Genomic DNA, 25,243 nt, shown 5'->3' with positions numbered 1-25,243 from the left:
TCCATAGCCTAAAGAAAGACCCTTGTAACCCTCCGCGTCTTCGTATCCATCGTAGCGAAAATTAACTTTAATGACTCTGTTCCCCACTCAATACTCTACCTTGTCGTCGCGTGCCTTAGGAACCTACCTTGCTGAAGCGTACGGGTTTTCGGACGTTCGCTGTGCACTTCTGTTACGCGGCGTTAGCGACACCTATCGGGTGGAACATGCCAAGGGAAAAGCCATTTTCAAGATCTACCGGGATGCCCATCGATCCTTACCGGAAATTCAGGGTGAAGTAGAATTGTTGAATCAGTTACGGACGGGAGGAGCCCACGTTTCCTATCCGATACCCGATCTAAAGGGGCAAGCCATTCAGTCCTTTCAGGCCGCCGAAGGCATTCGAAACGGGGTACTATTTACCTACGCAAACGGTGAAAATGTCTATGATTTCTCCGACGAGCAGTTACGAATCATCGGGCATGAAATGGCGTTCAACCATACAATCACCAGTCAGCTGGAACTGCGTCATCCACGTAAGCCCTACGATCTGGAAACGACGCTGAATCGTCCCCTGGAAGTAATCAGGCCCTTTTTTGAGCATTTTCCGGAAGGATACGCGTATCTGGAAGAAACCGCTCAACGGGTAAAAGACGAGCTGGAGCGTTTTGATACGGCAGGATTCAGTACGGGCTACTGCCATTACGACTATCTGCCCAAGAACTTTCATTTTGACGAGCAGAATACGCTTACCGTTTTTGATTACGACTTTGCCGGAAAAGGCTTTCTGGCCAATGACCTGATGTCTTTTCAAATCCACTTTTTCTTTCATACGTTCTTCAAAAAAATCAGTAGGGAAGAAGCCGATCGACAGTTTGAAGTCTTTATCAACGCGTACCGGGAAAAGAAAGCTTTTTCAGAACAGGAGTTACAGGCCATCCCGTACCTGGGTTTCGCCTTCTGGCTTTTCTATCTGGGGTTTCAGTGCGAAAATTTTGAGGACTGGTCGAACACCTTCTTTAGTCCCAGGTATATACACGACCGGATCAACCTGATTCAACAGTATATGAACCTATACAGTACCTTCTAATGCATCGACGTTTTTAGCCGCACCCCATGAGGAATTTTACGTTTCAGATTTATTTCCGGGTAGTCATTATTGTACTGGTAAGTATGCTGCTGGCGTACCTCTGGTTCAATACCCGTTTGATTGTGACCAAGGGCGTGCTGGTACTGCTGCTGGTGTATTTGAGTTTTGATCTGGTTTCGTATCTGAAAAAGGCCAATCGGCGGGTGATGGATCTGTTCGAAGCCATCCGCTACGCCGATTTTACCCGAAATTATACGACGCGGTATCTGGGCGGCTCGCCCGAATATGACTTTCTGGTACAGGAAGTGATCGATTCCTACCGTAAAAACCGATCAGAAAAAGAAGAACTGGTACGTTACCTGGAAACGATTGTTCAGCACCTGAGCGTCGGTTTGCTGGTGTTTGGAAAAGACGGGCACATCGAAACGGTCAATACGGCGGCCAAGCGGCTGCTGAACCTGGTTGTAATTCGGAATTTGAAGGACCTGAACAGTACTTCACCGGCTCTGGTGGAAGCCCTCGAAACCTCTTCTTCGGGCGACACGGGTCTGTTACGACTGACGCTGACGGGCGAAGAACGAACGCTGGCCTACGCCGTAACGGAGTTCATACGGAAAGATCAGAAACTCAAGCTGGTATCGCTGAAAGACATTCAATCGGAACTTCAGAATCAGGAATTCGACGCCTGGCGAAACCTGACGCGGGTGTTAACGCACGAGATTGTCAACTCCATCACGCCCATTCACTCGCTGTCGGGCTCGCTGAAAGGGTTGTTGCAATCGGAGTGGGAGAACGATCAGCGACTGACCGAGGAAACGTACGATGATTTAATGGACTCGCTGGCGGTGATGGAACGACGCAGCGAAAGCCTCATGCAGTTGATTGATGCGTACCGCCGCTTTTCCCGCTTGCCCAAGCCCGACTTCAAAGTGGTATCGGTCGGTACGATTTTGCAGAACGTGGCAAGCTTGTACAAAAGCGAACTAGCCGATAAAAACGTTGAACTGGTGCTACGCGTTGAACCTGAGACCCTGGAAGTAACGGCCGATCCGCAACTGGTGGAATTTGTGTTGATCAATCTCGTTAAAAATGGTATTCAGGCGATGGATGGAGTGCCCAACGCTCGTCTGGAACTGATTGGCGAAAACGACAAAACGCAGCGGGTAACCATTCAGATAGCGGATACGGGCAAAGGCATCATTCCTGAAGCAATGGACAAGATCTTTGTTCCTTTCTTTTCGACCAAGCAGGGCGGTTCGGGAATTGGGCTGAGCCTGTCCCGACAAATCATGTTACAACATCGGGGAACGCTACGGGTAGAATCCGAGCCAGGGGTACGGACGGTGTTTACGTTGCGGTTCTAACAGTTTTCAGTTTTTAATTTTCTGTTTTCAGTGGATGGTTGATCGTTGTTTATTAATCGAGGAGAGGGGTAGGGGAGGTGAAAGATAGATCAATTGATTATTTATCAGGGAATGAATAAAAGCCAGGCTTTTAAAATCCATTCCAGGCCTCAACACTCACGCTAAATTCAAGTATCTCCCTACCAACAACTAATAACCATCAACCAACAACTCATAATCAACACTTACTCATAAAACCGCGGCAACGCCCAGCGGTACCTGACGACCAGTAGTCGAAAGACAAAAATGAATCCGATGGTCAGGAGTTTAGCCAGCGGTATAGTGAGCGAAAATTCCAGGAGTAAGTAGTACAAGATGCCGCCCAGAATGCTGGCGGTAGCGTAGATCTCCTGCCGAAATACGATGGGAATGTCATTCAATAAAATATCCCGGATCACACCGCCGAAGCACCCCGTAATCGTTCCCAGAGCAACGCAAATGCCCGGATGCAGGCCGTAGCGACTGGCCTGCTCGATGCCCACCAGCGTAAAAAAGCCGAGTCCCAGGGAATCGAAGAGTAACAACGGTTTCTGAAGCCGTTCCGTACCCCGCCGCAGAAACATCGAAACCAGAGCGGCCATCAGAATGACCAGGGGCGTAGTTGTGGTTCGCATCCAGGTAACGGGCGTATTGCCCAGCAGTATATCACGAATAGTACCCCCACCGACGGCCGTTACGAACGCAATAATCAACACGCCAAACGGGTCCAGCCGACGCTGCATCGCCGCAAAAGAACCCGAAACCGCAAACGAAACCGTTCCCGCGTAGTCAATAAACCAGCTATATTCCAGCATACACCCGTACCGGATTTGACCGGATTTTGGCAAAAATAGGTATTTCTGTTCGTGTTGGAAGGAGTGGTTGGGGTAGTGTGAAGTTTGAGGTTCGAGATAGTGTAAGGTTTAATGTGAGGTGAAGTTTGAATCGTGTAAGGGTTGAATGGTTGGAGAGGTGTGAACCCGTTCAATTGGATGATGGAATACAGGCTAGTATAAGCTTCAAACGCTAGTTTATACCAACGTTTTCAAGTCAACCTCACATCCGAACACCCAGGAACCCCAGCGGGGTTCAACCATCAGTAGCCTGGGGTGCAACCCCAGGGGGTCGGGTTGCGAAACTTTTCAACCAAACTAACCCCCGGTTAAAACTTCACCTTTACTCCCACACCTTCATCCGCCGGTTCCAGGTTTTTCCAGAGCGAATCGTTCTTCCGGTAATGCGTTCGGTGAGCAGCGTACATTACGCCGTCGAACAAAAACAGAAAAGCTCCCTGAAGGATCACCGCCTTCCCGAACCCGCGAAGCTGAGCTTTATCCTGACGTTCTCCGCGTTGGTTCAGATGCACGCCACCACCCACGTACACCACGTCCAGAGCCGTATTGATCAGAAAGATTTTCTCGAATTTCCGTTGCTGCTTCAATACTTCATCTGCGGAGCGGTCGGGGAGGGGCTTGCGATTACTGAGCAGACTGGCCCCCGCCAGGACCAGATCAATGGCTGCCCAGCCGATATTCATCTGGTGAAAGGCTTTGGCTTCGCCGCTGCTTTTGCCGAGCTGGGTAGCACTATAGACCAGGTTTCCCACAGCCCAGCCCCCTAGCACGTACATACCCCGTTGGGTGAGATCGACCCGCTGCTGATCAAAGGAGCGAAGGGTTTCGGTTTGAGCTTTCGATGGCCGTTGCGTACCTACGCACAAGGCCAGTAAGGAGAGGAGTTTTTTCAAGGCAAAAGGGCTTGTAGTATATAAATTCAGTAGGAAAAGGATGTACCAGGATGGTTACGTACCGCGGAAACCGAATAAGCTGCTACCTTTGTGGGGTACATTGGTCGGCGTTCCCCATGCCATTACTTGAACAATCCGATTACCGTCCCCCGTTTTGGCTGCCTGATGGACATGCCCAAAGCATTTTCCCCGCTTTATTCCGCAAAGTGACCGGGGTCGTGTACGAACGCGAACGCATCACTACTCCCGACGACGACTTCCTGGATTTAGACTGGCGATTCACGCAGCAACCCGTTTTCAATCAGACACCGCTGGTCATTCTCAGTCACGGACTGGAAGGTAATTCGTCCAGCCAGTACATCCTTGGTATGGTCAAGCACCTCAACGCGAATGGCTTCGACTGCCTGGCCTGGAATTTCCGGGGTTGCTCGGGCGAAATGAACCGCCTGCCACGTTTTTACCACAGCGGAGCCACGGATGATTTGGACACCGTTGTTCGCTACGCATTAACCAAAGGCTATCCGGACGTGTATTTGATGGGTTTTAGCCTGGGAGGCAACCTGACGCTTAAATATTTGGGTGAATTGGGACAAAATGCGTACCCCGAACTCCGCAAAGCACTAGTCTTCTCCGTACCTTTGCATTTGTCGAGCGGAAGTGCGTACCTCGAACGCTGGCAGGCCTGGGTGTATACGGACCGTTTCAATCGGTCGCTGAAGGATAAAATCCGGCAGAAAGCCGCCCTGCTTCCCGAACTGGTCGATGCCAGTCACGTGGATAAAGTACGTACCATTCGCGATTTCGATAATTTTTACACTTCACAACTACACGGGTACAAAGACGCAGAAGAGTACTACGAAGCCAATTCTTCGTTATACTTCCTGGATCAAATCCGGCTGCCTACCCGGATCGTTAACGCCCAGAACGATCCCTTTCTCTCCAGAGATTGCTACCCGTATGCACGCATAAAAACGTTAAAACAGGTCTGGTTTCAGGCTCCACCGCAGGGGGGGCATTGTGGATTTTATCAGGCCGGGTATCAAGGTATTCTGTGGTCGGAGGACTTGGCCTTAAGGTATTTATTAAAAGCGTACTAATCTAATACAGAGTTATTGCAGGATGCAACACCCTTAGGTAGGGACTGCAAAATTGATTAATCATCCGTGTAAGCAGCGGTCCATTTGATTATGTTGACAAAAACCCTGGAACAAACCTACTTCGTGATTGATTTCGATTCAACGTTCACGAAAGTTGAAGGACTCGATGAGCTGGCGGCCATTAGCCTGGCCGGGCAGAAGAACCGCGACGAGGTCGTGGGAAAAATTAAAGAACTTACCGATCGGGGTATGGCGGGCGAGCTTTCGTTCGAACAGGCTCTGCAGATGCGGATCGAACTGCTGAGTGCCAGCCGCGAACACGTCGAGCTACTCGTGGATTTTCTGCGGGGAAAGGTCTCGGATTCGTTTACCCGAAACAAGGATTTTATCAGTGAATACCGCGACCAGATCTACATCGTATCGAGTGGTTTCCGGGAATTTATCGAACCCATCGTTACGGAAATGGGCGTTCGCGAAGATCACGTCTTTGCCAATACCTTCCGCTTCGACGAGGCTGGCACCATCATCGGTTATGACGATACCAACGTTCTTTCCAAAAACGGAGGTAAAGTACGGCTGTTGCAACAACTGAGTCTGCCCGGCGACGTATACGTCATCGGCGACGGCTATACCGATTACGAATTACGCGAATCGGGACTGGCCAATAAGTTCTTTGCCTTTACCGAAAACATCGAACGTCAGAAAGTCATCGAAAAGGCCGATCACATCGTGACGTCCCTCGATGAATTTCTGTATCTCAATAACTTAAGCCGCAGTCAGTCGTACCCCAAAAGCAAGCTGAAAGTATTGCTGCTTGAAAACGTACACGCCCGGGCGGTGGAGATGTTCAGTCGCGAAGGATTCCAGGTAGAACTCCTGAAAGGGGCACTGGATGAAGACGAACTGATCGAAAAAATCAAGGACGTTAGTATCCTCGGGATTCGTTCCAAAACCATGGTCACGAAACGCGTACTGGAAAATGCTCCGCGTTTGATGGTCATTGGGGCATTTTGCATCGGTACCAACCAGATTGATCTGGCCACGGCGGAAGAACGCGGCGTGGCCGTATTCAACGCTCCGTATTCCAATACGCGGTCAGTAGTAGAAATGGCAGTCGGCGAAATGATCCTGCTGATGCGGGGCATTTACGAGAAATCCGTCAAACTGCACAACGGCGTCTGGGACAAGTCGGCCAACAATTCCAACGAAGTTCGCGGCAAGAAAATTGGTATGATTGGCTACGGAAACATCGGTATCCAGTTGTCTGTGGTAGCCGAGGCTTTGGGTATGGAAGTACTGTTCTTCGATCTCGTGGAAAAACTTCCGCTTTCCAACGCCCGTCAGTGCCATACGCTGGAAGAACTGCTGAGCCAGTCGGACGTCGTAACCCTGCACGTGGATGGTCGCAAAACGAACGCCATGCTCATCGGTGAGAGGGAATTCAGCCAGATGAAAGACGGCGTCGTATTCCTGAACCTTTCCCGCGGGCACGTCGTGGACGTGAAAGCACTGGCCAACGCCATCAAGTCAGGAAAGATTCGCGGAGCGGCCGTGGACGTATTCCCGCAGGAGCCCAAAACCAACGATGAGGTTTTTGAAAGCGAATTACGCGGCCTCCCCAACGTCATCCTGACGCCACATATCGGCGGTAGCACGGAAGAGGCTCAGGCCAGCATCGGCGAGTTCGTGCCGAACAAACTGCTCAGCTACGTCAACACCGGTAGTACCTACGGGGTGGTGAACTTCCCCGAAGTAACCCTGCCGCCGCTGCACGATGCTCACCGACTCCTGCACATTCACCAAAACGTACCCGGCGTACTGTCGAAAGTGAACGGCATCTTTGCCAAGTACGGCGTCAACATTGTGGGTCAGTACCTGAAAACGTCCGAGAAAATTGGTTACGTAATTACCGACGTAGCGAAAAATTACTCGAAGGAAATCGTACAGGAATTGAAAGAAATCGAAGAGACGATCAAGTTTCGGATGTTATACTAAAACGTACCAGTGTGGAGTACGGGTCAACGTTCGCTTTTCCAAGGTGAGAAGCGAACGTTGGTCTTTCATCAGTACGGTTTTTATTTCCATTATTCATGGCTCAAGTCTATTTTACCCCCGGTCCGGCGGAATTGTATCCGACCGTCAGTCAGCACATCAAAACGGCTCTGGACGAACACATTGGGTCTATTTCCCACCGTTCAGCCGCTTTCCGGAAAATCTACCAGCATACCGACGAGCAACTCCGGACCTTACTGAATATTCCCGCGACGCACGCCATCCTGTTTACAGGCTCGGCCACAGAAATCTGGGAACGGATGATTCAGAACTGCGTAGAGTTCGAAAGCTTTCACTGCATCAATGGCTCATTTTCGCAGAAATTTTACGATACGGCCAATGATCTGAAAAAGTTTACGCACCGTTTCGAAAAGCCGCTGGGGCATGGCTTCGATTACGAAGATTTCGTGAAAGTAACCGACGGTACCGCAGCGAAAGGCGAGGAGAATAACGGAAAAGTGAAAATTCCGGATTACGTGGAACTGGTATGTCTGACGGCCAACGAAACCTCGACGGGCGTACAGATGCGGGGCGTAGATATTAACAAACTCAAGCGTAGTTACCGTTCGAAGCTTTTCTGCGTGGATATGGTTTCCTCGGCTCCGTATCATTCCCTGGATTTTGAAGAAGTGGATTCGGCCTTTTTCTCCGTTCAGAAATCCTTTGGTCTGCCAGCCGGACTGGGCGTCTGGATCGCCAGTGAAAAATGCCTTGCTAAAGCCGAGCAGTTACGCGAGAAAGACCTCAGCATTGGCTCATACCATAGCCTGCCGAGTCTCTGGAAAAATTACAAAAACTTCGAAACGCCCGAGACGCCTAACGTCTGGAATATTTATTTGTTGGGTAAAGTCGCCGAAGACATGAACCGCATCGGCGTAGAAGCGATTCGGAAGGAGACGGATGCCAAAGCGAAGAAGATTTACGATTTCCTGGAAAAAACGGAAGGCTACGAACCTTACGTGAAAAATCCGGAACACCGCAGTCCTACGGTTGCCGTTGCCAATACCACCGAACCTTCGAAACAACTCATCGAACGACTGAAAACGCAGGGTATGATCCTGGGCAGCGGCTACGGTAAAGCGAAGGAAACGCAGGTGCGGATCGCCAACTTCCCTGCGGTATCAATGGAACAAGTAGAAACGCTTTTACAGGCGATGAAGCCGGTTTAGCACTCGAAGGTTTGATTGCGTTTGAGAATGTTTGAACGATTTCGAAGTACCTGACCAAACCAGCAACAAACAACCAGTAACTATCAACAAACACTATGAATTGGGGAATACTTGCACCGGGGCACATTGCCCGCAAATTTGCGGAAGATTTACAGTACGTTCCGGGGGCTAGAATCGCGGCGGTTGGTTCCCGCAGCCTGGATCGGGCCCTGGCTTTCGCGGAAGAATTTGGCGTGGAAAAAGCCTACGGATCCTATGAGGAATTGGTGGCTGATCCAAAGGTAGACGTCATTTACGTCGCTTCGCCGCACTCCGAACACTACGAGCATACGCTATTGTGTCTGAACGCTGGTAAGCCTGTGCTATGCGAGAAAGCTTTTGCTTTTAATACGCAACAGGTACGGGAAATGACCGCTCTGGCGAAGGAAAAAGGATTGTTTCTGATGGAAGCCATCTGGTCACGTTTCCATCCGGCTATCCTGCAAACGCTGGAAATCGTTCAGTCGGGTCAGATTGGAGAGGTTGTCCACGTACAGGCTGATTTTGGCTTTAAAGCCGAATACGACGTTACCAAACGATTGTTTAATCGAGATCTGGCCGGTGGTTCCTTGTACGACATCGGACTCTACCCACTCTTCATCAGCAAGCTCCTGCTGGGCGTTCCCGACGAAATCAAAGCCGTCGGTACGCTGACCGAAACGGGGGTGGACATGAACTGTTCCATGGCCCTGCGGTATGCCAGCGGAGCAACGGCCAGTCTGTTTTCCACCTTTGCGGCGAAAACCGATACGACCTGCACGATTTACGGTAGCAAGGGGCAATTGTTTATTCAAAGCCGTTTTCACGAAACCACGGGCCTGACGTTTTATCCGGAAGAGGCGATGCCCCAGAGCATTTCAACGGAGCGGAAGGGCTGGGGCTATGCCTACGAAGCCGAACACGTGCAGGATTGCATTCGTCAGGGGTTGACCGAAAGTCCGTTATTGCCGCACGCCTTCAGTATCGAATTAATGGAGAGTCTGGTAGAAATTCGCCGTCAGATTGGAGTGGTTTATCCGGGTGACGAAAAATAGTTAAAAAATTTTTCGTCGGTAAATGGTTGGTAATCAATCTGGCCGAAAGAAAATAAAGTCAAAAATGAATTTTCTTTGCTCTGGGACTTGCCAAACGCCTTTTTAGGCCCTTATATTTGCAACCCAGTTCGACGGATAAGTCGTCAGAACAAAGAGAATGGTCCGGTAGTTCAGTTGGTTAGAATACCTGCCTGTCACGCAGGGGGTCGCGGGTTCGAGCCCCGTCCGGACCGCAACAGCTGACGCATGTAACGAGTAAAGTACGAGTACCCAAAGGGTCCGGTAGTTCAGTTGGTTAGAATACCTGCCTGTCACGCAGGGGGTCGCGGGTTCGAGCCCCGTCCGGACCGCAAAAGCCTGAGAATGTATATTCTCAGGCTTTTTGCTTGTTAGGCCTTTTGGTCGCCCGGCTCAAGGTTATTGATGGTAAAGCTTTCTCGTAGCCATTCCTCCATTTCCGAAGAAATAATCTTTAGTTACTGCTTATACTTGCCTTTCAATATACCCTTTGCATTCCTAACCTATACTGTCCCCTTCTTAATCCATGTTACGCAAAAACCTTTTCCTGGTTTTGGCCATTCTTTGGGCCGTTTGTCATGCCCATGCCCAGCAACTCATCACTTTACCGGAGGAACCTCTGCCCGTTCGCCAGGACAGTTTTAAAATTGAAACGGTGATTGATCTCCGGCATTTTAGGGATCATATCGGAGTAATTCAGAAAGGTCTGGGGAACAAAAAAGTAGAAATCAACTTTCCGGATGGACTTGCGTCCTATGTTGATCAATATCTGGAAAGAAACTATTCGTCCACGGGTGAACCGTTGATCCTGATCATCTCCGATTTCTGGGTTGGCGAAGAAACAAAAGCCCTCTCTGAAAAGGGTTTTGTAGAAGCAACCATGACTTTATGCCGACGCGATACGACGGGTCAGCTACGAGCACTCTATACCCTGTCTGATCGGGTGCAGTCTGGAGGAATGGACGTAACCGCAGCACATCCCAACCGTATCAGGCAATGGCTAACGCTCTTTCTGGGAAACGTTACGACTTCGGACTGGAAGAAAAATCCCGGAGAATTATACGAGATCGGTGTCGAATTGAACGCGGAGGTAGCATCCCTGCACGAAATGCAAACCTTTCCGGCTGGACTTTATCAGAATGTAGGCGAACTATTGAAGGCTAGACCCGGTATTGCGGCTGAACGATTGAAAATAAGTGATTTTCAGGATCACAAGATCAAGATCAAAAATCTGGTAGATGTGGTTGGAAAAAAGCGAGTGTTTGCCTATTCCGATGGGCAGCAATTGTACATCTCCTCCGCTCAGTATCAATCCCGACAGATGGTCCATTACTTTGCTCCCGTACGTGAAACGGGCCGTTTTTTCCTGATTGAAGATTATCTGGGAACGCAAAATCCGGCTGCGAATGGGATGATGATTGTTGGAATAGGCGGGGGCTTAATTGGCGGAGCTATCGCAGGTTTGGCTGCTTCACAAATGAATGCCAACGCAGGGGAGGGCTTTATTATTGACTTTAAAACGGGAAAAACCTACGTCTGCAACGATAAGGGAATTCTGGAAATTCTCGAAGAGTTTACCGAGGCTAAAGAACGATATTTAGGTAAAAAAAAGCGAAGAAGCATAGCCGTCTGGCGTTCCTGTATCGTTTACCTGAATCGTCTATCGTATCAGAAGTCGGCGAATGCATTTCATTGATCATTGAACATAAAAATAGCCGGGTCAATTGCCCGGCTATTTTTGTGACTAAGTATGAAAAAATTAGCGACCGAACCGTGCCAGATACCCCAGCGAAAGGCCTACGTTCAGACGACGGTTTTCGCTGCCTTCCAGCCATCCATCCCGGAAACTACCCATGGGATAGTAGCCGCGAGCTTCGATGAAAAACTGTCCTCCGTAACTATTGAGAGCGATACCCATGCCTCCGGCAGCTCCGTACGTCGTGCGTTGATTAAAATCCTGACCTTCGTAATCAGTGGTTTGTTCCATTCCTCCGGCAAAGCGTTCCTTCGTTTCCAAGGCGTAACGGGCTGCTGCACCGGCATTAATGAAGAATTGCGTTTTGTTACCGAACGAGAACCGGAACAATACCGGCACATCGATACTGGAAGTAGTTGTTTTCAAATCCCCACCCCGACTGTAGGTAACCAGTGAGTTTCGGCTGTACAGAATCTCTGGCTGTAAGGAAAGTACGTTCCCCAGCGAGAAATTAAAGACCAGCCCACCATCATATTCGGGAGCCAGCCCCAATTCCACCGGAAGCGTTTTGTTGATCAGTAACGAGTGATTACCGCTGGCCTTTACGCCCAAGTAACTGCGACCCCGATAATCTTCTTTTTTATACCGGGAACGGGAGTACGAATAGCGATCATACCGGGGACGACGGTCATAGGAAGAATAACGACGGTCGTATGAGGAGTACCGACGGTCATCTGACGAGTACCGACGATCGGAAGACCGGCGGTCGTAGGAGGAATAACCTCGGTCATACGGAGAATACCGTCGATACGATTGAGCTTCCACGAAAGAAACTACCGTGAACAAAAGAAGGGCTATGAGAGAGAAACGTTTCATAAGCGAGTTGGATTAATGAGGAAAAACACTTAAAAAACGATTCCAAACCGAAACCCTTGCTGAAACAGAATGGATGCAGTAGAAAGATTGTGAAAGATAATGGGTTGTGAATCAGGAAGTCACGGCTTTGATTTATTACTAAACGGTTTAAAATAAAAAAATCCGGACGAATGCTTCGCCCGGATTTAAATCAATGAATTGGTACCTTATTTACCCATTGATGAGTGTTCGGTTCGTTTTTTCTGAAACTCGATGGTGTCCAGAGCAAACAGGTCCTGATCGTCTTTGGCATCGGGATTGAGGAATACAAAGTAGACGTCCGTCAACCCACTAGTGGGCACGCCCGTGAGCAGAGCCTGAATCTGGCCCGTCTCCCGAATACTGGTTTGACCAATCAGTTTTCCGGTGGGGGAGCCCAGGCGGATTTCGACCTGACCGCCGCTGGCTTTGCCGGGTGCGGTATAGGCGTTAAAGACGACAGACGTAATCTCCGACAGATCGATTTTCCTGAATCCCAGATAGCTACCACTCGTCGTCGCTACGGCCAGATCTTTCTTCAGTTCTTTGGACTTCGACGTTTGAATGTACTTGGATACATCATTGCTTAGAGCGGGTACTTTCGCACTCCGTAGCGTTACGGCCTGTTGGGCGGTTTGCGGAGCAATGCTGCCGTTGCCCTTATCCGTATAGCTAGCCGCAAAAATGTACGTACCATTCTTGCCATTGTCCTCCGGCGTGTAGTTGCCCTTCAGCGGCTGACTCTTCTTTTTGTCGTCCGTTAAACTGAGAATATACTTCACCATTTCACTAACGTCGGCTTTTGAAAGCTGGGGGTGAGCACTCATGGGTTGTTCGCCCCATACGCCCGCACCACCGTTGATGACTTTCGCTACCAGTTTTGCTTCGGCATTTTTGCCTTTGTACTTCTTCGCTACATCGCGGTACGCGGGACCAATGGATTTCTTGTCAATGGCGTGGCAGGCTTTGCAGTCCGAAAGCTCCATGAGGCGTTTGCCCGTCGAGAAGCTCGTATTCATCTGGTGACCCTGGGCAATGACGGTTTTGTCGTATCCTTCCAGGAAATTGATGTCTACGTTTACGTCTTCTGCCGCGATTTTTTTGTTGGCCAGCGAGCCATCTTCCTTGTCGGATACTTTTACTTCGTAAACTACGGGCTGCTGGTCGAAGTAGAACGTCTGGTTGCCTTTTACGGCTACTTCTACTTTCGGCAATTCATTACCAACCTGAATTTCCAGCGTTTTCTGGCTGACCTTTCCGGCCGCGTCCGTTACTTTCAAAACGGGTTTGTAGATGCCCGGCTTCGCGAATGTATACGAGGCGGTTGGCGTAGTGAATTTTTTACCGTTTACAGTCCACTCGTACCGCAAGGCATCGCCATCGTAATCCATGGAACCTTTGCTGGAGAGGGTTACCTGTAGCGGAGCGGCTCCGGCCGTTTTGCTGGCACTGGCCACGGCTACGGGCGGACGATTACCCGCGTTGTACGTAATCCGCGTCAGGCGGGCATCATCGTTTTGGGCAAACCAGTTCGGGCCGTATTCCAGCATGTACAGGGAACCATCCCGGTCGAATTGCATGTCAATCGGGTGGGAGAATTTCCAGTCGGGCAGGAAACGTTCCATGCTCTGGAGGTCACCGTTGGGCTTCAGGGTTACGACGTTGATGTAATCCCGAACCCAGTCGTAGGCAAAGAATTTTCCCTGATAAAAGTCTGGGAAGCGTACCTTGGAATTCGCGTCGTAATCTTCCGCGTAGAAGACTGGTCCGGCCATCGCGTTACGACCGCCTTTACCTACGATTTCCCCAAACTCCGGTGAATCGGCGTACGGATAATAGATAATGGGTTTCTGAGCGGGCGGTAATTCCTTCAGGCCCGTGTTGTGCGGCGAATCGTTAATCGGCTTGGCCGGATCGTACTTTTCTCCGGATTGCTTCTTTTCGAAATTATAGCGGTTGTACGCCCGGTTGTCCGCCACAAACAGCGGCCAGCCAAAGTACCCGGCTTGGCGAGCCTGGTTTACCTCATCGTGCCCCCGTGGACCGCGACCTTCAATATTATTCGCCGCATCGGGACCTACTTCACCCCAGTACAGATAACCCGTGTGTTTGTCTACTGAAATCCGGTACGGGTTCCGGTTACCCATGACGTAAATTTCGGGTAAGGCTTTGTCGGTGCCGGGCTTGAACAGGTTACCGGCGGGAATGCTGTACCCCGCAGTTCCGTCGTCATTCGGCTTGATACGCAGAATTTTTCCGCGGTAGTCATTCGTGTTGGAAGAGGTCGCCCGGGCATCCCAGCCCCGGCGGTCGGGGCGTTCGTCACTGGGACTAAATCCATCGGAATCGAAAGGGTTGGTATCATCACCCGTCGAAAGATAGAGGTTACCCACTTTATCAAACTCAATTGAACCACCCGTGTGGCAGCAGCCCGAACGTTTCACGGGCACGCGAAGCAGCACCTGTTCGGTTTTCCAGTCAATCGTTTCCTGCGTGGGGTTGAATTTCACCCGTACCAGTCGGTTCGCCGTATCGGCTCCGTAATGGCTGGCCGAGGGCGAATAATACATATACATCCAGTGATTTTCTTCGAACTTCGGGTCCAGATTCAGGCCCATCAACCCATACTCAAAAGTCGAGAAAACGCTAACCGTATCGAGCGTTTTCACCTTGGGTGAATTCTTTGGGTTGTAGTAACGAATCTCGCCCCGACGGTGCGTGAAGAATACCTTGCCATCGCGTACCGCCAGCTCGGTGGGTTCGTACAGCTTTTCATCGAGTACCTCGCGGGAGAAGCGGTTTTCCTCGGGAGCCCGCTGCGTCTTCGCTTTTTTATAATCGACGGGCATCCCAGCTCCGGCCCAGCGTAAGCCGCCCCAGAGGTGTTGCAGGAACAGCGGCTCCATGAATGTTTCGTCCGTGTGGCCGTAAGCCGTGTAGAAAATCCGGCCGCCGTCGTATTCGTGGTACCAGGCCATGGGGTGATTCTCGCCGGCGTTCATCTTCGCATCTCCGTACGATTTTTCGTCTACTGTAATCAGCACCTTGATGTCGGGATTCACGTTTTTGTAATCGTAGAATTCATCCGTCCGTTTAAACGTCGTTGGTAATTCCGCCGTAGCCGGGTGGTTTTTATCACGTACGGTCATGTCGCCCGTCCGCACGTTCGGATTGCCGGGGTGGGAGAGAAACCAGCCACCGACCATTTTCCCGTACCAGGGCCAGTCGTATTCCGTATCGGCCGCCGCGTGGATACCCACGTAGCCACCACCCGCCTGAATGTACCGCTCGAAAGCCGCCTGCTGGCTGTCGTTGAGCACATCGCCCGTCGTACTCAGAAAGACGACGACTTTATATTTCTTCAGATTGTCTTCGGTGAAAGCGGTGGAGTTTTCGGTAGCATCCACCGTGAAGCCGTGCTTACGACCTAAAGCCTCTACGCAACGAATGCCCTGAGGAATGGAGCTATGCCGAAACTTCACCGTTTTAGAAAAAACCAGTACCCGCTGACCCTTCAGCGGATTGTCGAGATTCTGAGCCCAAACTAGGGTAGGCAACCACAACAACCCCAGCACTAGCAGGCGTCGCCAAGTAGATACGCTCATGGAATAAAATAGATTTGAAAGATGGAGAAATCGAATAAGCGTGCAAATTCGGGAAGATGGTGTTGATTTCAAGCTTTTAACGTGAGTAATGTTAAACTTTTAATCTAAATAATACTATCATAACGAAAACGTGAAAATAAGGATTGGAGTTTTGGCAGGAGTATATCTGTGGACGACTTCCTGTATCTTGCCGCCTATTTACGAATCAATCGCGACATGATACAATCTCAATTGGGAGCTTCGCTGCTGTCCTGGGTTCATCCCGTCTGGACGGCTGAATCCGGAAAATACGCCATTGCCCAAACGGCCAAAGCTGGTTTTGATCTGCTGGAAATCCTCTTGCCAACCAGCATGGAGTTTGATGCCCCGGTGGTGAAGTCCCAGCTTCGTGAGGCAGGTATCGGAGTCGTATGCGGCCTGAATTTGTCAAAACCGTACCACATTCCCTTTCACCCCAAAGAAGCGACACAACTAATCAAAACGGCTCTTGAGAAAACAGCCGGGCTAGGAGCGACCCAACTGGTGGGCGTTTTGCACGCGGCCATCGGCGTATTTACCGGACAGCCCCGTACCGAAGCCGAGGAACAAACCGTATGCGAAGTATGGGCCGACGTAGCCGATTACGCCGCTCAATTAGGGATAACCGTAGCCATTGAACCCATCAATCGGTACGAAAGCTACGTCTGCACGTCTGCTGAGGAAGTGTTAACGATGCTTGCGAAAGTAAACCATCCCAATCTGGCCCTGCACCTGGACACCTTTCACATGAATATTGAAGAGCGTAATTTCTACGAACCTGTAGTTCAGGCGGGTAACCACTTACGGCACGTACACATGACGGAAAGTGACCGGGGGATGCTAGGGGAAGGCAATGTACACTGGGACGATCTGTTCCGGGCTTTATCGGAAATCAACTACAGCGGCCCGCTGGTGCTGGAAAACTTTTCCTCCCAGGTCGAAGGCATGGCTTCGGCTACGTCGCTCTGGCGGCCGTCGCGGTACGGAGCGGAAGAACTGGCGAAGGGCAGTCTGGAGTTTATGCGGAAAATGGTGGAGAAGTATAACAAGTAGAGGCTACGCCGGGGGCTTTTTCCTGGGTAGTCAAAGCCTGGCTGGCGTTTACACCGATGCTAGTGGACATAACCTGAAGAAGTGCTTGCGGGAAGGACTCATTCCTGCAGGCACTTCCCGTTTGGTACCGGACATTGATCGGGCTGGGGCAGACTAGCTCTGGAAATCTTCATTCACCACAAATCGACGGAAATCTTTTCCTGCCTTTTAAAGAGCAGCCAGCGTCGCTAACGTAATTTCACGGATTAGACTATACGCTCATAAGCAGGCCTGCTATTTGTTCGTACGACAGCCCTCCACTAGTCGGATATTCGTTCACATGTTATCAATTGGATACTTACGCTGGCGAATTAGGCAAAGAAACGGGAAGCTGTCAGGAAATGGGTAATGCCGGGCCGTGGGTATTTCCGGTAATAACAGACCTGAGTTGATTTAAAAGAAGCAGAAATTACCAACCGAATGGGCCATGTATGAAGAGATTTTTAGCGGATAGTAAGGGTTTGAACACGCGGTTTTAACGAATAGTAAGTCGCGTACCTAACGTGTAATAAAGCGTCGCAGAAAAGAGCTTTTGCATCGCTATTCAAAAAAGAAACCCTACGGCTTCCCCTGAAAATACTTACATTCGAGCATTCGAAAACCAGGTATCTGGTAAAAAGGAACTTCTAAACCTTCGTTAAAACGGATATGGCCCGTATCTACTGGATGATTTTTGTATGCGTTTTGACGGGCCATTTTACCGATGGATTCAGTCAGGGTAGCCCACTTCCAGCTTCGGCCTACGCCCGGCAACTTTACGAAAAAGCTACCCATCCTACGGCAAGCTATTACAACGGCAAAGAATACACCATCCAGGAATTTCGCCCGCAGGGTCATCAGTTTTTTGAGTCAATGGATTGGTTGTCAGCTTCTCTGACGTATGCCGGAAATCGTTACAACAACCTGCCTCTGCTGTATGACATTCACCGGGAACTCTTTATCCTGCGAAATCACGACGGTCTGCATCGCCTTATTCCCGATCAGAGCTTAATTGAAGACGTTAAGATCGGAACGCATACCTTTATACGTATAAAACAGGGATTAAAACCGGGCTTTTATGAACTGGTTTACGACGGAAAAACGAAAATTTTTTGTAAACGAACCAAAGATCGAACGGAAGATTTGTCGCAGCAACGCGTTCTGATTATTTACACCCCTCACGATTATTATTACCTTCTAAAAGGCGATCAATACATTTCGGTAAATAGCAAAAAATCAATTTTAACGGCCTTGAGTGATCGTAAAAAAGAGCTTCGAAAATACGCCCGTACCCTGAATTTTAGAGAGGACCGCGAAAACGCTATCCGCAACGTAGTCGCTTATTACGATCAGATCAAATGAGAGCACTTTTATTCTGCATCTTTCTTTTACTGGTGTTTCAATCGCGTTCATTCGGACAATTAACGTTTGATGGACGGGTGGTAAACGGCAGTTGTACCGATCTGAAATTCGACGAACTGGTACGCACGCTGGAAGCTTCTTCGGACTATTACTTCTATTACAACAAAGCCGATACGGATAGTGTGCGGATTACGGCTCAGGTACGGAACCAGCCCCTGACGAACTTTCTGACGGAAGTACTACGGGAAACCGATCTGAAATTCGCCATCGACGCCCGGCATCACGTTTTCATTACCAAAGAGCGACCCATTATCACGTCCCTGCCCATCGGTGTATTTGAGGTAGATCAGGACGTGGACACCAGCATTTCGTACAGCTTTCACGACCGCGAAATCACCGCTCGTCTGCTCTCGACGGCCGAAAATAAAGTCTACGATATTGGCGTGAAAACCTACCGCATTCGGGAAGGTGTCGCGACTGTGAGCGGTTACGTTCGAAACATCGTAACGGGCGAACCCGTGGTCGGAGCGGCCGTATTCATCGAAAAGCCGTCCATTGGCGTTGCAACCGATGCGTTGGGTTACTATACATTGACCTTACCCCGCGGGCGGCATACCCTGAACGTTCGAAGTGTAGGCATGCGGGAAGGGCATCGGCAGATTGTCCTGTATTCAAACGGAAAGCTGAACATCGAACTCATTGAGAACGTCGTGGCCCTGAAGGAAATTCAGGTAAAATCGGATCTGGATGCTACCGTAGCCAGCAATCAGATGGGCGTATCCAAGCTCACGATTACGACCATGAAGCAGGTACCGACGGCCTTTGGCGAAACCGATGCCCTGCGGGTAGTACTGACGCTGCCGGGGGTGAAATCAGTGGGCGAAAGTAGTACGGGTCTGAACGTACGCGGCGGGTCCACGGACCAGAACCTGATTCTCTTTAACGATGCTACGGTGTACAATCCTTCGCACCTGTTCGGCTTTTTCTCGGCCTTCAACCCCGATATTCTCAAGGAAATTGAACTCTACAAAAGCGATATGCCCGCCCGCCTGGGAGGTCGTCTGTCGTCAGTACTGGACATTACGACGCGAGAAGGCAATAAAAAGAAATTCGCTGGTTCCGGAGGCATTGGGTTGCTGACGGGTCGCTTGACGCTCGAAGGCCCCCTGATCAAGGAACGGACTTCGCTTATGGTGAGCGGTCGTTCGTCGTATTCCAACTGGTTGCTCAAGCAGGTCTCTGACGTGCGATACAATCGGAGCCGGGCTTCCTTTTACGACGTCAACGTACAGGTCAATCACGAAATCAATCAACGGAATAGCCTCACCCTGACGGGCTATCTCAGTAACGATCAGTTTAAATTCAACAGCGACACCGTGTATCGGTACGAGAGTCAGCTGGCTGCTCTGAAGTGGAAACGGATTTTCCATCCCAAGCTGTTTGGCACGTTCACGGCTTCGTACAGTCGCTACCGCTATGATATTCAGGGGGATCAATTCCCCGAAAACGCCTACCAGCTCAAATTCGGCATTCGTCAGTACAACGTCAAGGCTGATCTGAGCTACCTTCCCAACATTCGGCATACCATGGATATGGGGATCAGCAGCATTTTGTACCAAGTACATCCGGGATCGTTTTTCCCGAAAGGAGAAACTTCGCTGGTAATGCCCGAGGAAGTTCAGCCTGAACGGGGACTGGAAACAGCGGTGTATTTCTCCGAGCGGTATGACATAACTCCGAAACTGGCCATTACGGGAGGCCTGCGGGTATCCATGTTTCAGTACCTCGGTCCGAAACAGGTAGCCCAGTACGCCGAAAACCTGCCCTTCGACAAGCAGTACATCACGGGCTTTCGGTCTTACGGCTCGGGAGCGGTGATTCAGCATTACATGGGGCCCGAGTACCGGTTTTCCCTGCGGTACATGCCGACGCCCACGTTATCGGTCAAAGCAGGTTTTAATACCACCCGGCAATACATTCAGATGCTGTCGAATACGGCGGCCATTTCACCGACGGATGTCTGGAAACTGAGTGATCCGTACCTCAAGCCGCAGCAGGGTACGCAATATTCGCTGGGCGTCTACAAAAACCTGCGGGCGGGCGTGATTGAACTGTCGGTAGAGGGCTATTACAAAGACCTCAAAAACGTGCTGGATTACAAAAGTGGCGATTCCCTGATACTGAATAAGCAGATCGAAACGGCGGTGATTTCAACCATCGGACAGGCGTACGGCGTGGAGGTACTGTTGAAAAAACTACGCGGGAAACTCAACGGCTGGGCCAGCTATACCTACTCGCGGACCTTGTTACGGGCCAGCGATCCTACTTCGCCCGACGCACCAAACCGGGGTAAATTCTATCCGGCCAACTACGACAAACCGCACGATTTCACCCTGATCAGTAACTATAAAGTGAATCGCCGTTTGAGCTTTTCGCTCAACTTTACCTATAGTACGGGCCGGCCCTACACGCCTCCCGTGGGCAAGTACGTCATGGATGGGGTAGTGCGACCGTACTACGCCGACCGTAACCAGAATCGCATTCCCGATTACATCCGGGCCGATGTGGGCATCAATATCGAGGGGAATCACCGGGTACGTAAGCTGGCTCACAGCTCCTGGACGCTATCGGTGTACAACCTGCTCGGGCGTAAAAATCCGTATTCGGTTTATTTCGTTACCGAAAACGGGAAAATCAATGGGTATCAACTGTCCATCTTCGGTCAGCCCATTCCAAGTATTACGTATAATTTTAAATTCTGATGAAATACTGGGGACTTTTTTTCGGAATCCTGCTGGTGGTCAGTGGCTGTATTGATCCCTTCAAACCTGCCGATACCTCCCTGAGCAACCGGTATCTGGTGGTGAGCGGATTTCTGAATACCGGCGGGGACACCACGGTTATTACGCTGTCACGAACGCAGCCCGTGAACGACAATACGCCATCCCTGGTGGAGTCGGGAGCGAGTATACAGGTGGGAGGAGACCGGGGCACGGTACACGTATTCCAGGAAATCAGACCCGGAACCTACATACTGACCCCACGGAGGTTCGTCGGGGAAGAAAACCTGCGAATTCAGATTCGAACGCGGGATGGTAAAACCTACGTCTCCGATTACGTACCGGCCCGGCAGAGCCCGGCCATCGACAGCGTAACCTGGCAGCCCGATCGGCCCAACAACCTCATGCGTTTTCTGGTGCATACCCACGATCCGAGTAACAACAGCCGTTTTTATCGCTGGAAAATTGAGGAAACCTACCAGTACCAGAGTGCCTATTATTCGGGTCTGGAGGTGGTGAAGCAGGAGATTGTTCCGCGAGTTGTGGACGTATACTCCTGCTGGCGAACGGACCGTCCTACAAACATCCTGATCGGGACTTCGGCCAAACTTAGCGAGGATCGAATTCAGAGTTTTCCGCTGGTGGCGATTCATAATTCCAGCAATAAACTGCTGGTCAAATACAGTCTGCTGGTGAAACAGTACACCCTGACGCAGGCCGCCTACGAATACTGGGACATGCTGGCCAGAACTTCCGAAACAACGGGCGGTCTGTTCGATCCGCAGCCTTCCTTGATAACGGGCAATATCCGTTGTGAAAGTCATCCCGAAGAGCTGGCGTTTGGCTTCTTTTCAGCGGGTACCGAACGAAGCTTCCGCCTGACGGTAAGGCCGATCGATTTCAATGGATGGTTCCCCGGCACCTATCCTCGCTGTAGTGTCGAACCCGACACCTTGTCGCTCGAAGAGTCGGTATTAACCTCCGACAACGGTAGAAAAATCATCGGTATGCTCGACATGCCTACCCGGTACCTGTTTGTTCCCAGTAATTGTGCCGATTGCCGTTCGCTGGGAGGAAGTCTCAATAAACCTAGCTGGTTTTAAATGGTATGATTGCACGAAAGTTAATAAGCCTTTGTCTGCTGTTATGGGCCGGGCCGGTAGTCGCTCAGGATGCCGTTCGGCAGGCCTTTGAACAATACAGTCAGAAAGCGTTTCAGGAAAAAGTATATCTGCACAGTGACCGTTCGTTTTACGTAGTGGGCGAAACGCTCTGGTTTAAACTCTACGTGGTCGATGGCACGACGCATCAGCCCGCCGATCTGAGTAAGGTTGCGTATCTCGAATTGCTGGATGCGAGTCACACGCCGGTTTTGCAAAGCAAGGTTTCGCTCGAAAAAGGCAAGGGGCACGGGATGCTCATTTTACCAGCTACGCTGAATTCGGGGCGGTATCACGTGCGGGCGTATACCAACTGGATGAAAAACTTCAGTGCGGATTTGTACTACGAAAAAACCCTGACGATTGTCAACAGCTTTACGAAAGTACCGACGCAGGAAAAAGAGGCTCAGCTGGATCTTCAGTTTTTCCCGGAAGGGGGCCATCTGGTCGAATCCCTGCCAGGCCGGGTTGCTTTTCGCGGCATCAATGAAAATGGATTCGGAAGTACCTTCAGCGGAACCATTCGCAACGCGGCGGATGAAACGGTAGCGACCTTCCAGTCCGAACACCTGGGCATGGGGTCTTTTGTACTGACGCCCAAAGCCGGCGAAACGTACCGGGCAGTGGTGAAAGATGCCGCCGGAACCCAGCGAACCTATACACTGCCGGACGTACAGAAGTCGGGTTACGTACTGACCCTGCAGGATACGGGTAAAGATGAACTGGAAGTACGCGTGGCCGGACCCGATGCCCGCGTGTCGTTACTGGTACACACCCGGCAGTCGGTACAGCAGAGTGAAAGCAATGTGATTCGTCAGGGCAAAACCCAGTTTTGGGTTAAAAAAAGTGATTTGCTGGAAGGCATTACGCACCTGACCTTATTCAATGCCGAACAGCAGCCCCTCTGCGAACGGTTGTACTTTAAACGCCCGGAGCGACCGGCTATGAAAATTGGCGTTAAAAGTGATAAGGCGGCTTATGCACGACGCGAGAAGATATCCCTGGCTCTGCAACTGCCCGACTCGGCGGACGTTTCGGTGACCGTGTACCGACTCGATTCCCTGCAAAACGAAGCGAGTGAAGATATTTACAGTTATCTCTGGCTGAACTCCGATTTGAAGGGTACGGTCGAAGCTCCCGCTACTTACCTGACTGATTCCACGGCCAACGTTGACTTGGTCATGCTGACGCACGGCTGGAGTCGCTTTCCCTGGGAGCAGGTAATGCATCCCGTTCCCTTTCGCTACATTCCCGAGTACGAAGCTCATTTGCTTTACGGAAAAGTTATGGCCCATCAGCAGCCCGTGGCAAACGTGCCGGTATATCTGGCGGCTCCGGGCAAGGACGTCTGGCTGTACCCAGCTCTGAGCGATCGGGACGGGCGAGTCTTTTTCCAGATGAAGCACTTTGAGGCAATGAATGAAGTCGTGGTGCAAACGGAAGATACGCTGAAACGGGTGGAATTGGAGAGTCCGTTTTCGGATCAGTTTTCTTCGCGGACGTTACCCGTTTTCTCGTTTGACCGAACGCTGAAAAATGCCCTGCTGGATCGGAGTATTCAGATGCAGGTACGCAACGCCTATCAGCCCCTGTACCAGTCCGTGCCCGTAAGCGATACGATGGCTTTTTACGGAATTCCCGAAAAAAGTTACAAGCTGGATGACTATACGCGTTTTCCGGTACTGGAGGAAGTGATGCGGGAATACGTACCCGAAGTAGACGTGCGGCGGCATCAGGGACAATTTTCCTTTCTGATGCTGGGTCGGGCGGAGTACAGCTTTACCCAACCCCCGCTGGTACTGGTGGATGGCGTGCCGGTCTTTGATGTAAACAAAGTGCTGGCCCTTGATCCGCTGAAAATCAAACGGCTCGATGTCGTGAACCGGCGGTATTTTCTGGGCCCTTTACTGTTTGAGGGAATTGTCAGTTTCCGGAGTTATAAGGGTGACCTGGCCGGCTTTCAGCCCGAGGGACTGATTACTTCCTATGAGGGGGTACAGGCCCAGCGAACGTTTTATTCACCCCGTTACGACACGCCTCAGCAACGCCAGAGCCGTACGGCCGATTTTCGAACGCTTCTGTACTGGGCTCCGCAGGTAAAAGCAACCCAGGCCCTCGATTTTTACACGTCCGATCTGTCCGGTACGTATCAGGTAGTCATTCAGGGACTCTCTGCCCAAGGCGACGCCGGAAGTCAGCGGATGACGTTTGAGGTGGGGAAGTAGGGTTCGGTTGAGTCTGGTGTATTCCGATGAGGTACGATTAGGATGCCTGCATGATTCAGCAGCGAGTCAGAAGGTGGACATTTCAATTCCAAAAAGGTGCGATTAAAACGCAATACATCAACCTCCCGCGTGGCCGGGATATTGGATTTCAATTCCAATTAGGTACGATTAAGACTCCGCAGTATGTAAACCTTCCCAGAGGCCAGGACATATTTCAATTCAAACTAGGTACGATTAAGACGCTATCAGGCGGTGGCTGACATCGCAGCTGGTGCCATTTCAATTCCAACTAGGTACGATTAAGACTATCAAAAGATCGACATGGAAGCATGTGACTCCTGCATTTCAATTCCAACTAGGTACGATTAAGACGTTGCCGAGTAGCCTGATCCATGCCGGTCGTGAACATTTCAATTCCAACTAGGTACGATTAAGACAAGCCGCAAGGAACGTAGAGCCGCGACCGAACGGAGATTTCAATTCCAACTAGGTACGATTAAGACTCTTTTCTGGGGTTTTAGCGGGTTCCATACTTTATCAAATTTCAATTCCAACTAGGTAAGATTAAGACTCTGCTCCGAATCAACTGTACCGAAAAGTTTCCGGAATTTCAATTCCAACTAGGTACGATTAAGACTTACCGAAACCGGTTCTAATTGGCAGCGAGTATTGAAATTTCAATTCCAACTAGGTACGATTAAGACCCTCATCGAAAATAATTTTAGCCTGATCTTTCTTCGATTTCAATTCCAACTAGGTACGATTAAGACAATTTTCAAACTGAGTTTTTAACCGAATTGACACCGATTTCAATTCCAACTAGGT

Annotated in this window: 16 protein-coding genes, 2 tRNA genes and 1 CRISPR repeat array; of the genes, 14 read left to right on the top strand and 4 right to left on the bottom strand. The window is 50.4% G+C overall.

The window, feature by feature from the left end:
• Positions 1 to 70 precede the first annotated feature (70 nt).
• Together BWI97_RS17455 and BWI97_RS17450 are read left to right on the top strand one after the other, a co-directional pair.
• Entirely contained in the window at positions 71 to 1,069 is a 999-nt protein-coding gene (locus BWI97_RS17455) for a phosphotransferase enzyme family protein (RefSeq protein ID WP_102202144.1), read from the top strand.
• Positions 1,070 to 1,095: 26 nt separating this feature from the next.
• On the top strand, positions 1,096 to 2,433 hold the full coding sequence (locus BWI97_RS17450) for a PAS domain-containing sensor histidine kinase (protein WP_102202143.1): 1,338 nt from the start codon (positions 1,096 to 1,098) through the stop codon (positions 2,431 to 2,433).
• 224 nt (positions 2,434 to 2,657) lie between these two features.
• On the opposite strand, the gene BWI97_RS17445 is transcribed toward BWI97_RS17450, so the two are convergent.
• Together BWI97_RS17445 and BWI97_RS17440 are read right to left on the bottom strand one after the other, a co-directional pair.
• Positions 2,658 to 3,266 carry a trimeric intracellular cation channel family protein gene (locus BWI97_RS17445; protein WP_102202142.1) on the bottom strand — a complete coding sequence of 203 codons (609 nt, stop codon included), beginning with the start codon at positions 3,264 to 3,266 and terminating at the stop codon, positions 2,658 to 2,660.
• Positions 3,267 to 3,613: 347 nt separating this feature from the next.
• Positions 3,614 to 4,198: a hypothetical protein gene (locus BWI97_RS17440; protein ID WP_102202141.1), complete on the bottom strand. Its 585-nt coding sequence runs from the start codon at positions 4,196 to 4,198 to the stop codon at positions 3,614 to 3,616.
• 116 nt (positions 4,199 to 4,314) lie between these two features.
• On the opposite strand from BWI97_RS17440, the gene BWI97_RS17435 reads away from it, so the two are divergent.
• From BWI97_RS17435 to BWI97_RS17405, 7 genes are all read left to right on the top strand, one after another.
• A complete protein-coding gene (locus BWI97_RS17435) occupies positions 4,315 to 5,295 on the top strand; it encodes a YheT family hydrolase (RefSeq protein WP_102202140.1) in 981 nt (326 codons plus the stop codon).
• A gap of 90 nt (positions 5,296 to 5,385) precedes the next feature.
• On the top strand, positions 5,386 to 7,290 hold the full coding sequence (gene serA, locus BWI97_RS17430) for a phosphoglycerate dehydrogenase (RefSeq protein ID WP_102202139.1): 1,905 nt from the start codon (positions 5,386 to 5,388) through the stop codon (positions 7,288 to 7,290).
• 95 nt (positions 7,291 to 7,385) lie between these two features.
• Positions 7,386 to 8,516: an aminotransferase class V-fold PLP-dependent enzyme gene (locus BWI97_RS17425; protein ID WP_102202137.1), complete on the top strand. Its 1,131-nt coding sequence runs from the start codon at positions 7,386 to 7,388 to the stop codon at positions 8,514 to 8,516.
• Positions 8,517 to 8,611: 95 nt separating this feature from the next.
• Entirely contained in the window at positions 8,612 to 9,589 is a 978-nt protein-coding gene (locus tag BWI97_RS17420) for a Gfo/Idh/MocA family protein (protein ID WP_102202135.1), read from the top strand.
• Positions 9,590 to 9,748: 159 nt separating this feature from the next.
• A tRNA-Asp gene (locus BWI97_RS17415) sits at positions 9,749 to 9,822 on the top strand.
• A 43-nt stretch (positions 9,823 to 9,865) separates the two neighbouring features.
• A tRNA-Asp gene (locus BWI97_RS17410) sits at positions 9,866 to 9,939 on the top strand.
• Positions 9,940 to 10,133: 194 nt separating this feature from the next.
• Entirely contained in the window at positions 10,134 to 11,303 is a 1,170-nt protein-coding gene (locus tag BWI97_RS17405) for a DUF6563 family protein (protein ID WP_102202134.1), read from the top strand.
• A 63-nt stretch (positions 11,304 to 11,366) separates the two neighbouring features.
• On the opposite strand, the gene BWI97_RS17400 is transcribed toward BWI97_RS17405, so the two are convergent.
• Complete coding sequence (locus tag BWI97_RS17400; protein ID WP_146010965.1) at positions 11,367 to 12,179, bottom strand: outer membrane beta-barrel protein; 813 nt, start codon at positions 12,177 to 12,179, stop codon at positions 11,367 to 11,369.
• 206 nt (positions 12,180 to 12,385) lie between these two features.
• The gene (locus tag BWI97_RS17395; RefSeq protein WP_102202131.1) at positions 12,386 to 15,802 is read right to left on the bottom strand and encodes a ThuA domain-containing protein; all 3,417 of its coding nucleotides are present in this window, start codon (positions 15,800 to 15,802) and stop codon (positions 12,386 to 12,388) included.
• Positions 15,803 to 16,018: 216 nt separating this feature from the next.
• Here BWI97_RS17395 and BWI97_RS17390 point away from each other — a divergent pair, with 216 nt between their 5' ends.
• From BWI97_RS17390 to BWI97_RS17370, 5 genes are all read left to right on the top strand, one after another.
• Positions 16,019 to 16,873 (top strand): sugar phosphate isomerase/epimerase, encoded by an 855-nt coding sequence (locus tag BWI97_RS17390; RefSeq protein WP_094815539.1) that lies wholly within the window; start codon positions 16,019 to 16,021, stop codon positions 16,871 to 16,873.
• A 687-nt stretch (positions 16,874 to 17,560) separates the two neighbouring features.
• Entirely contained in the window at positions 17,561 to 18,253 is a 693-nt protein-coding gene (locus BWI97_RS17385) for a hypothetical protein (protein ID WP_102202129.1), read from the top strand.
• Positions 18,250 to 21,015 carry a TonB-dependent receptor gene (locus BWI97_RS17380; protein ID WP_102202127.1) on the top strand — a complete coding sequence of 922 codons (2,766 nt, stop codon included), beginning with the start codon at positions 18,250 to 18,252 and terminating at the stop codon, positions 21,013 to 21,015. The genes BWI97_RS17385 and BWI97_RS17380 overlap by 4 nt, the downstream gene beginning before the upstream one ends.
• Complete coding sequence (locus tag BWI97_RS17375) at positions 21,015 to 22,136, top strand: DUF4249 domain-containing protein (RefSeq protein ID WP_102202126.1); 1,122 nt, start codon at positions 21,015 to 21,017, stop codon at positions 22,134 to 22,136. The genes BWI97_RS17380 and BWI97_RS17375 overlap by 1 nt, the downstream gene beginning before the upstream one ends.
• 5 nt (positions 22,137 to 22,141) lie before the next feature.
• Entirely contained in the window at positions 22,142 to 24,418 is a 2,277-nt protein-coding gene (locus BWI97_RS17370; protein WP_102202124.1) for a hypothetical protein, read from the top strand.
• Between the two features lie 79 nt (positions 24,419 to 24,497).
• A CRISPR array of direct repeats spans positions 24,498 to 25,188; the repeat unit is 30 nt; unit sequence ATTTCAATTCCAACTAGGTACGATTAAGAC.
• Positions 25,189 to 25,243 lie beyond the last annotated feature (55 nt).

It is taken from the genome of Siphonobacter sp. BAB-5405 (assembly GCF_002872335.1).
Taxonomy (GTDB): Bacteria; Bacteroidota; Bacteroidia; order Cytophagales; family Spirosomataceae; genus Siphonobacter.
Note: the sequence above shows the minus strand (reverse complement) of the source record. Positions and strands in the feature narration are given on the sequence as shown.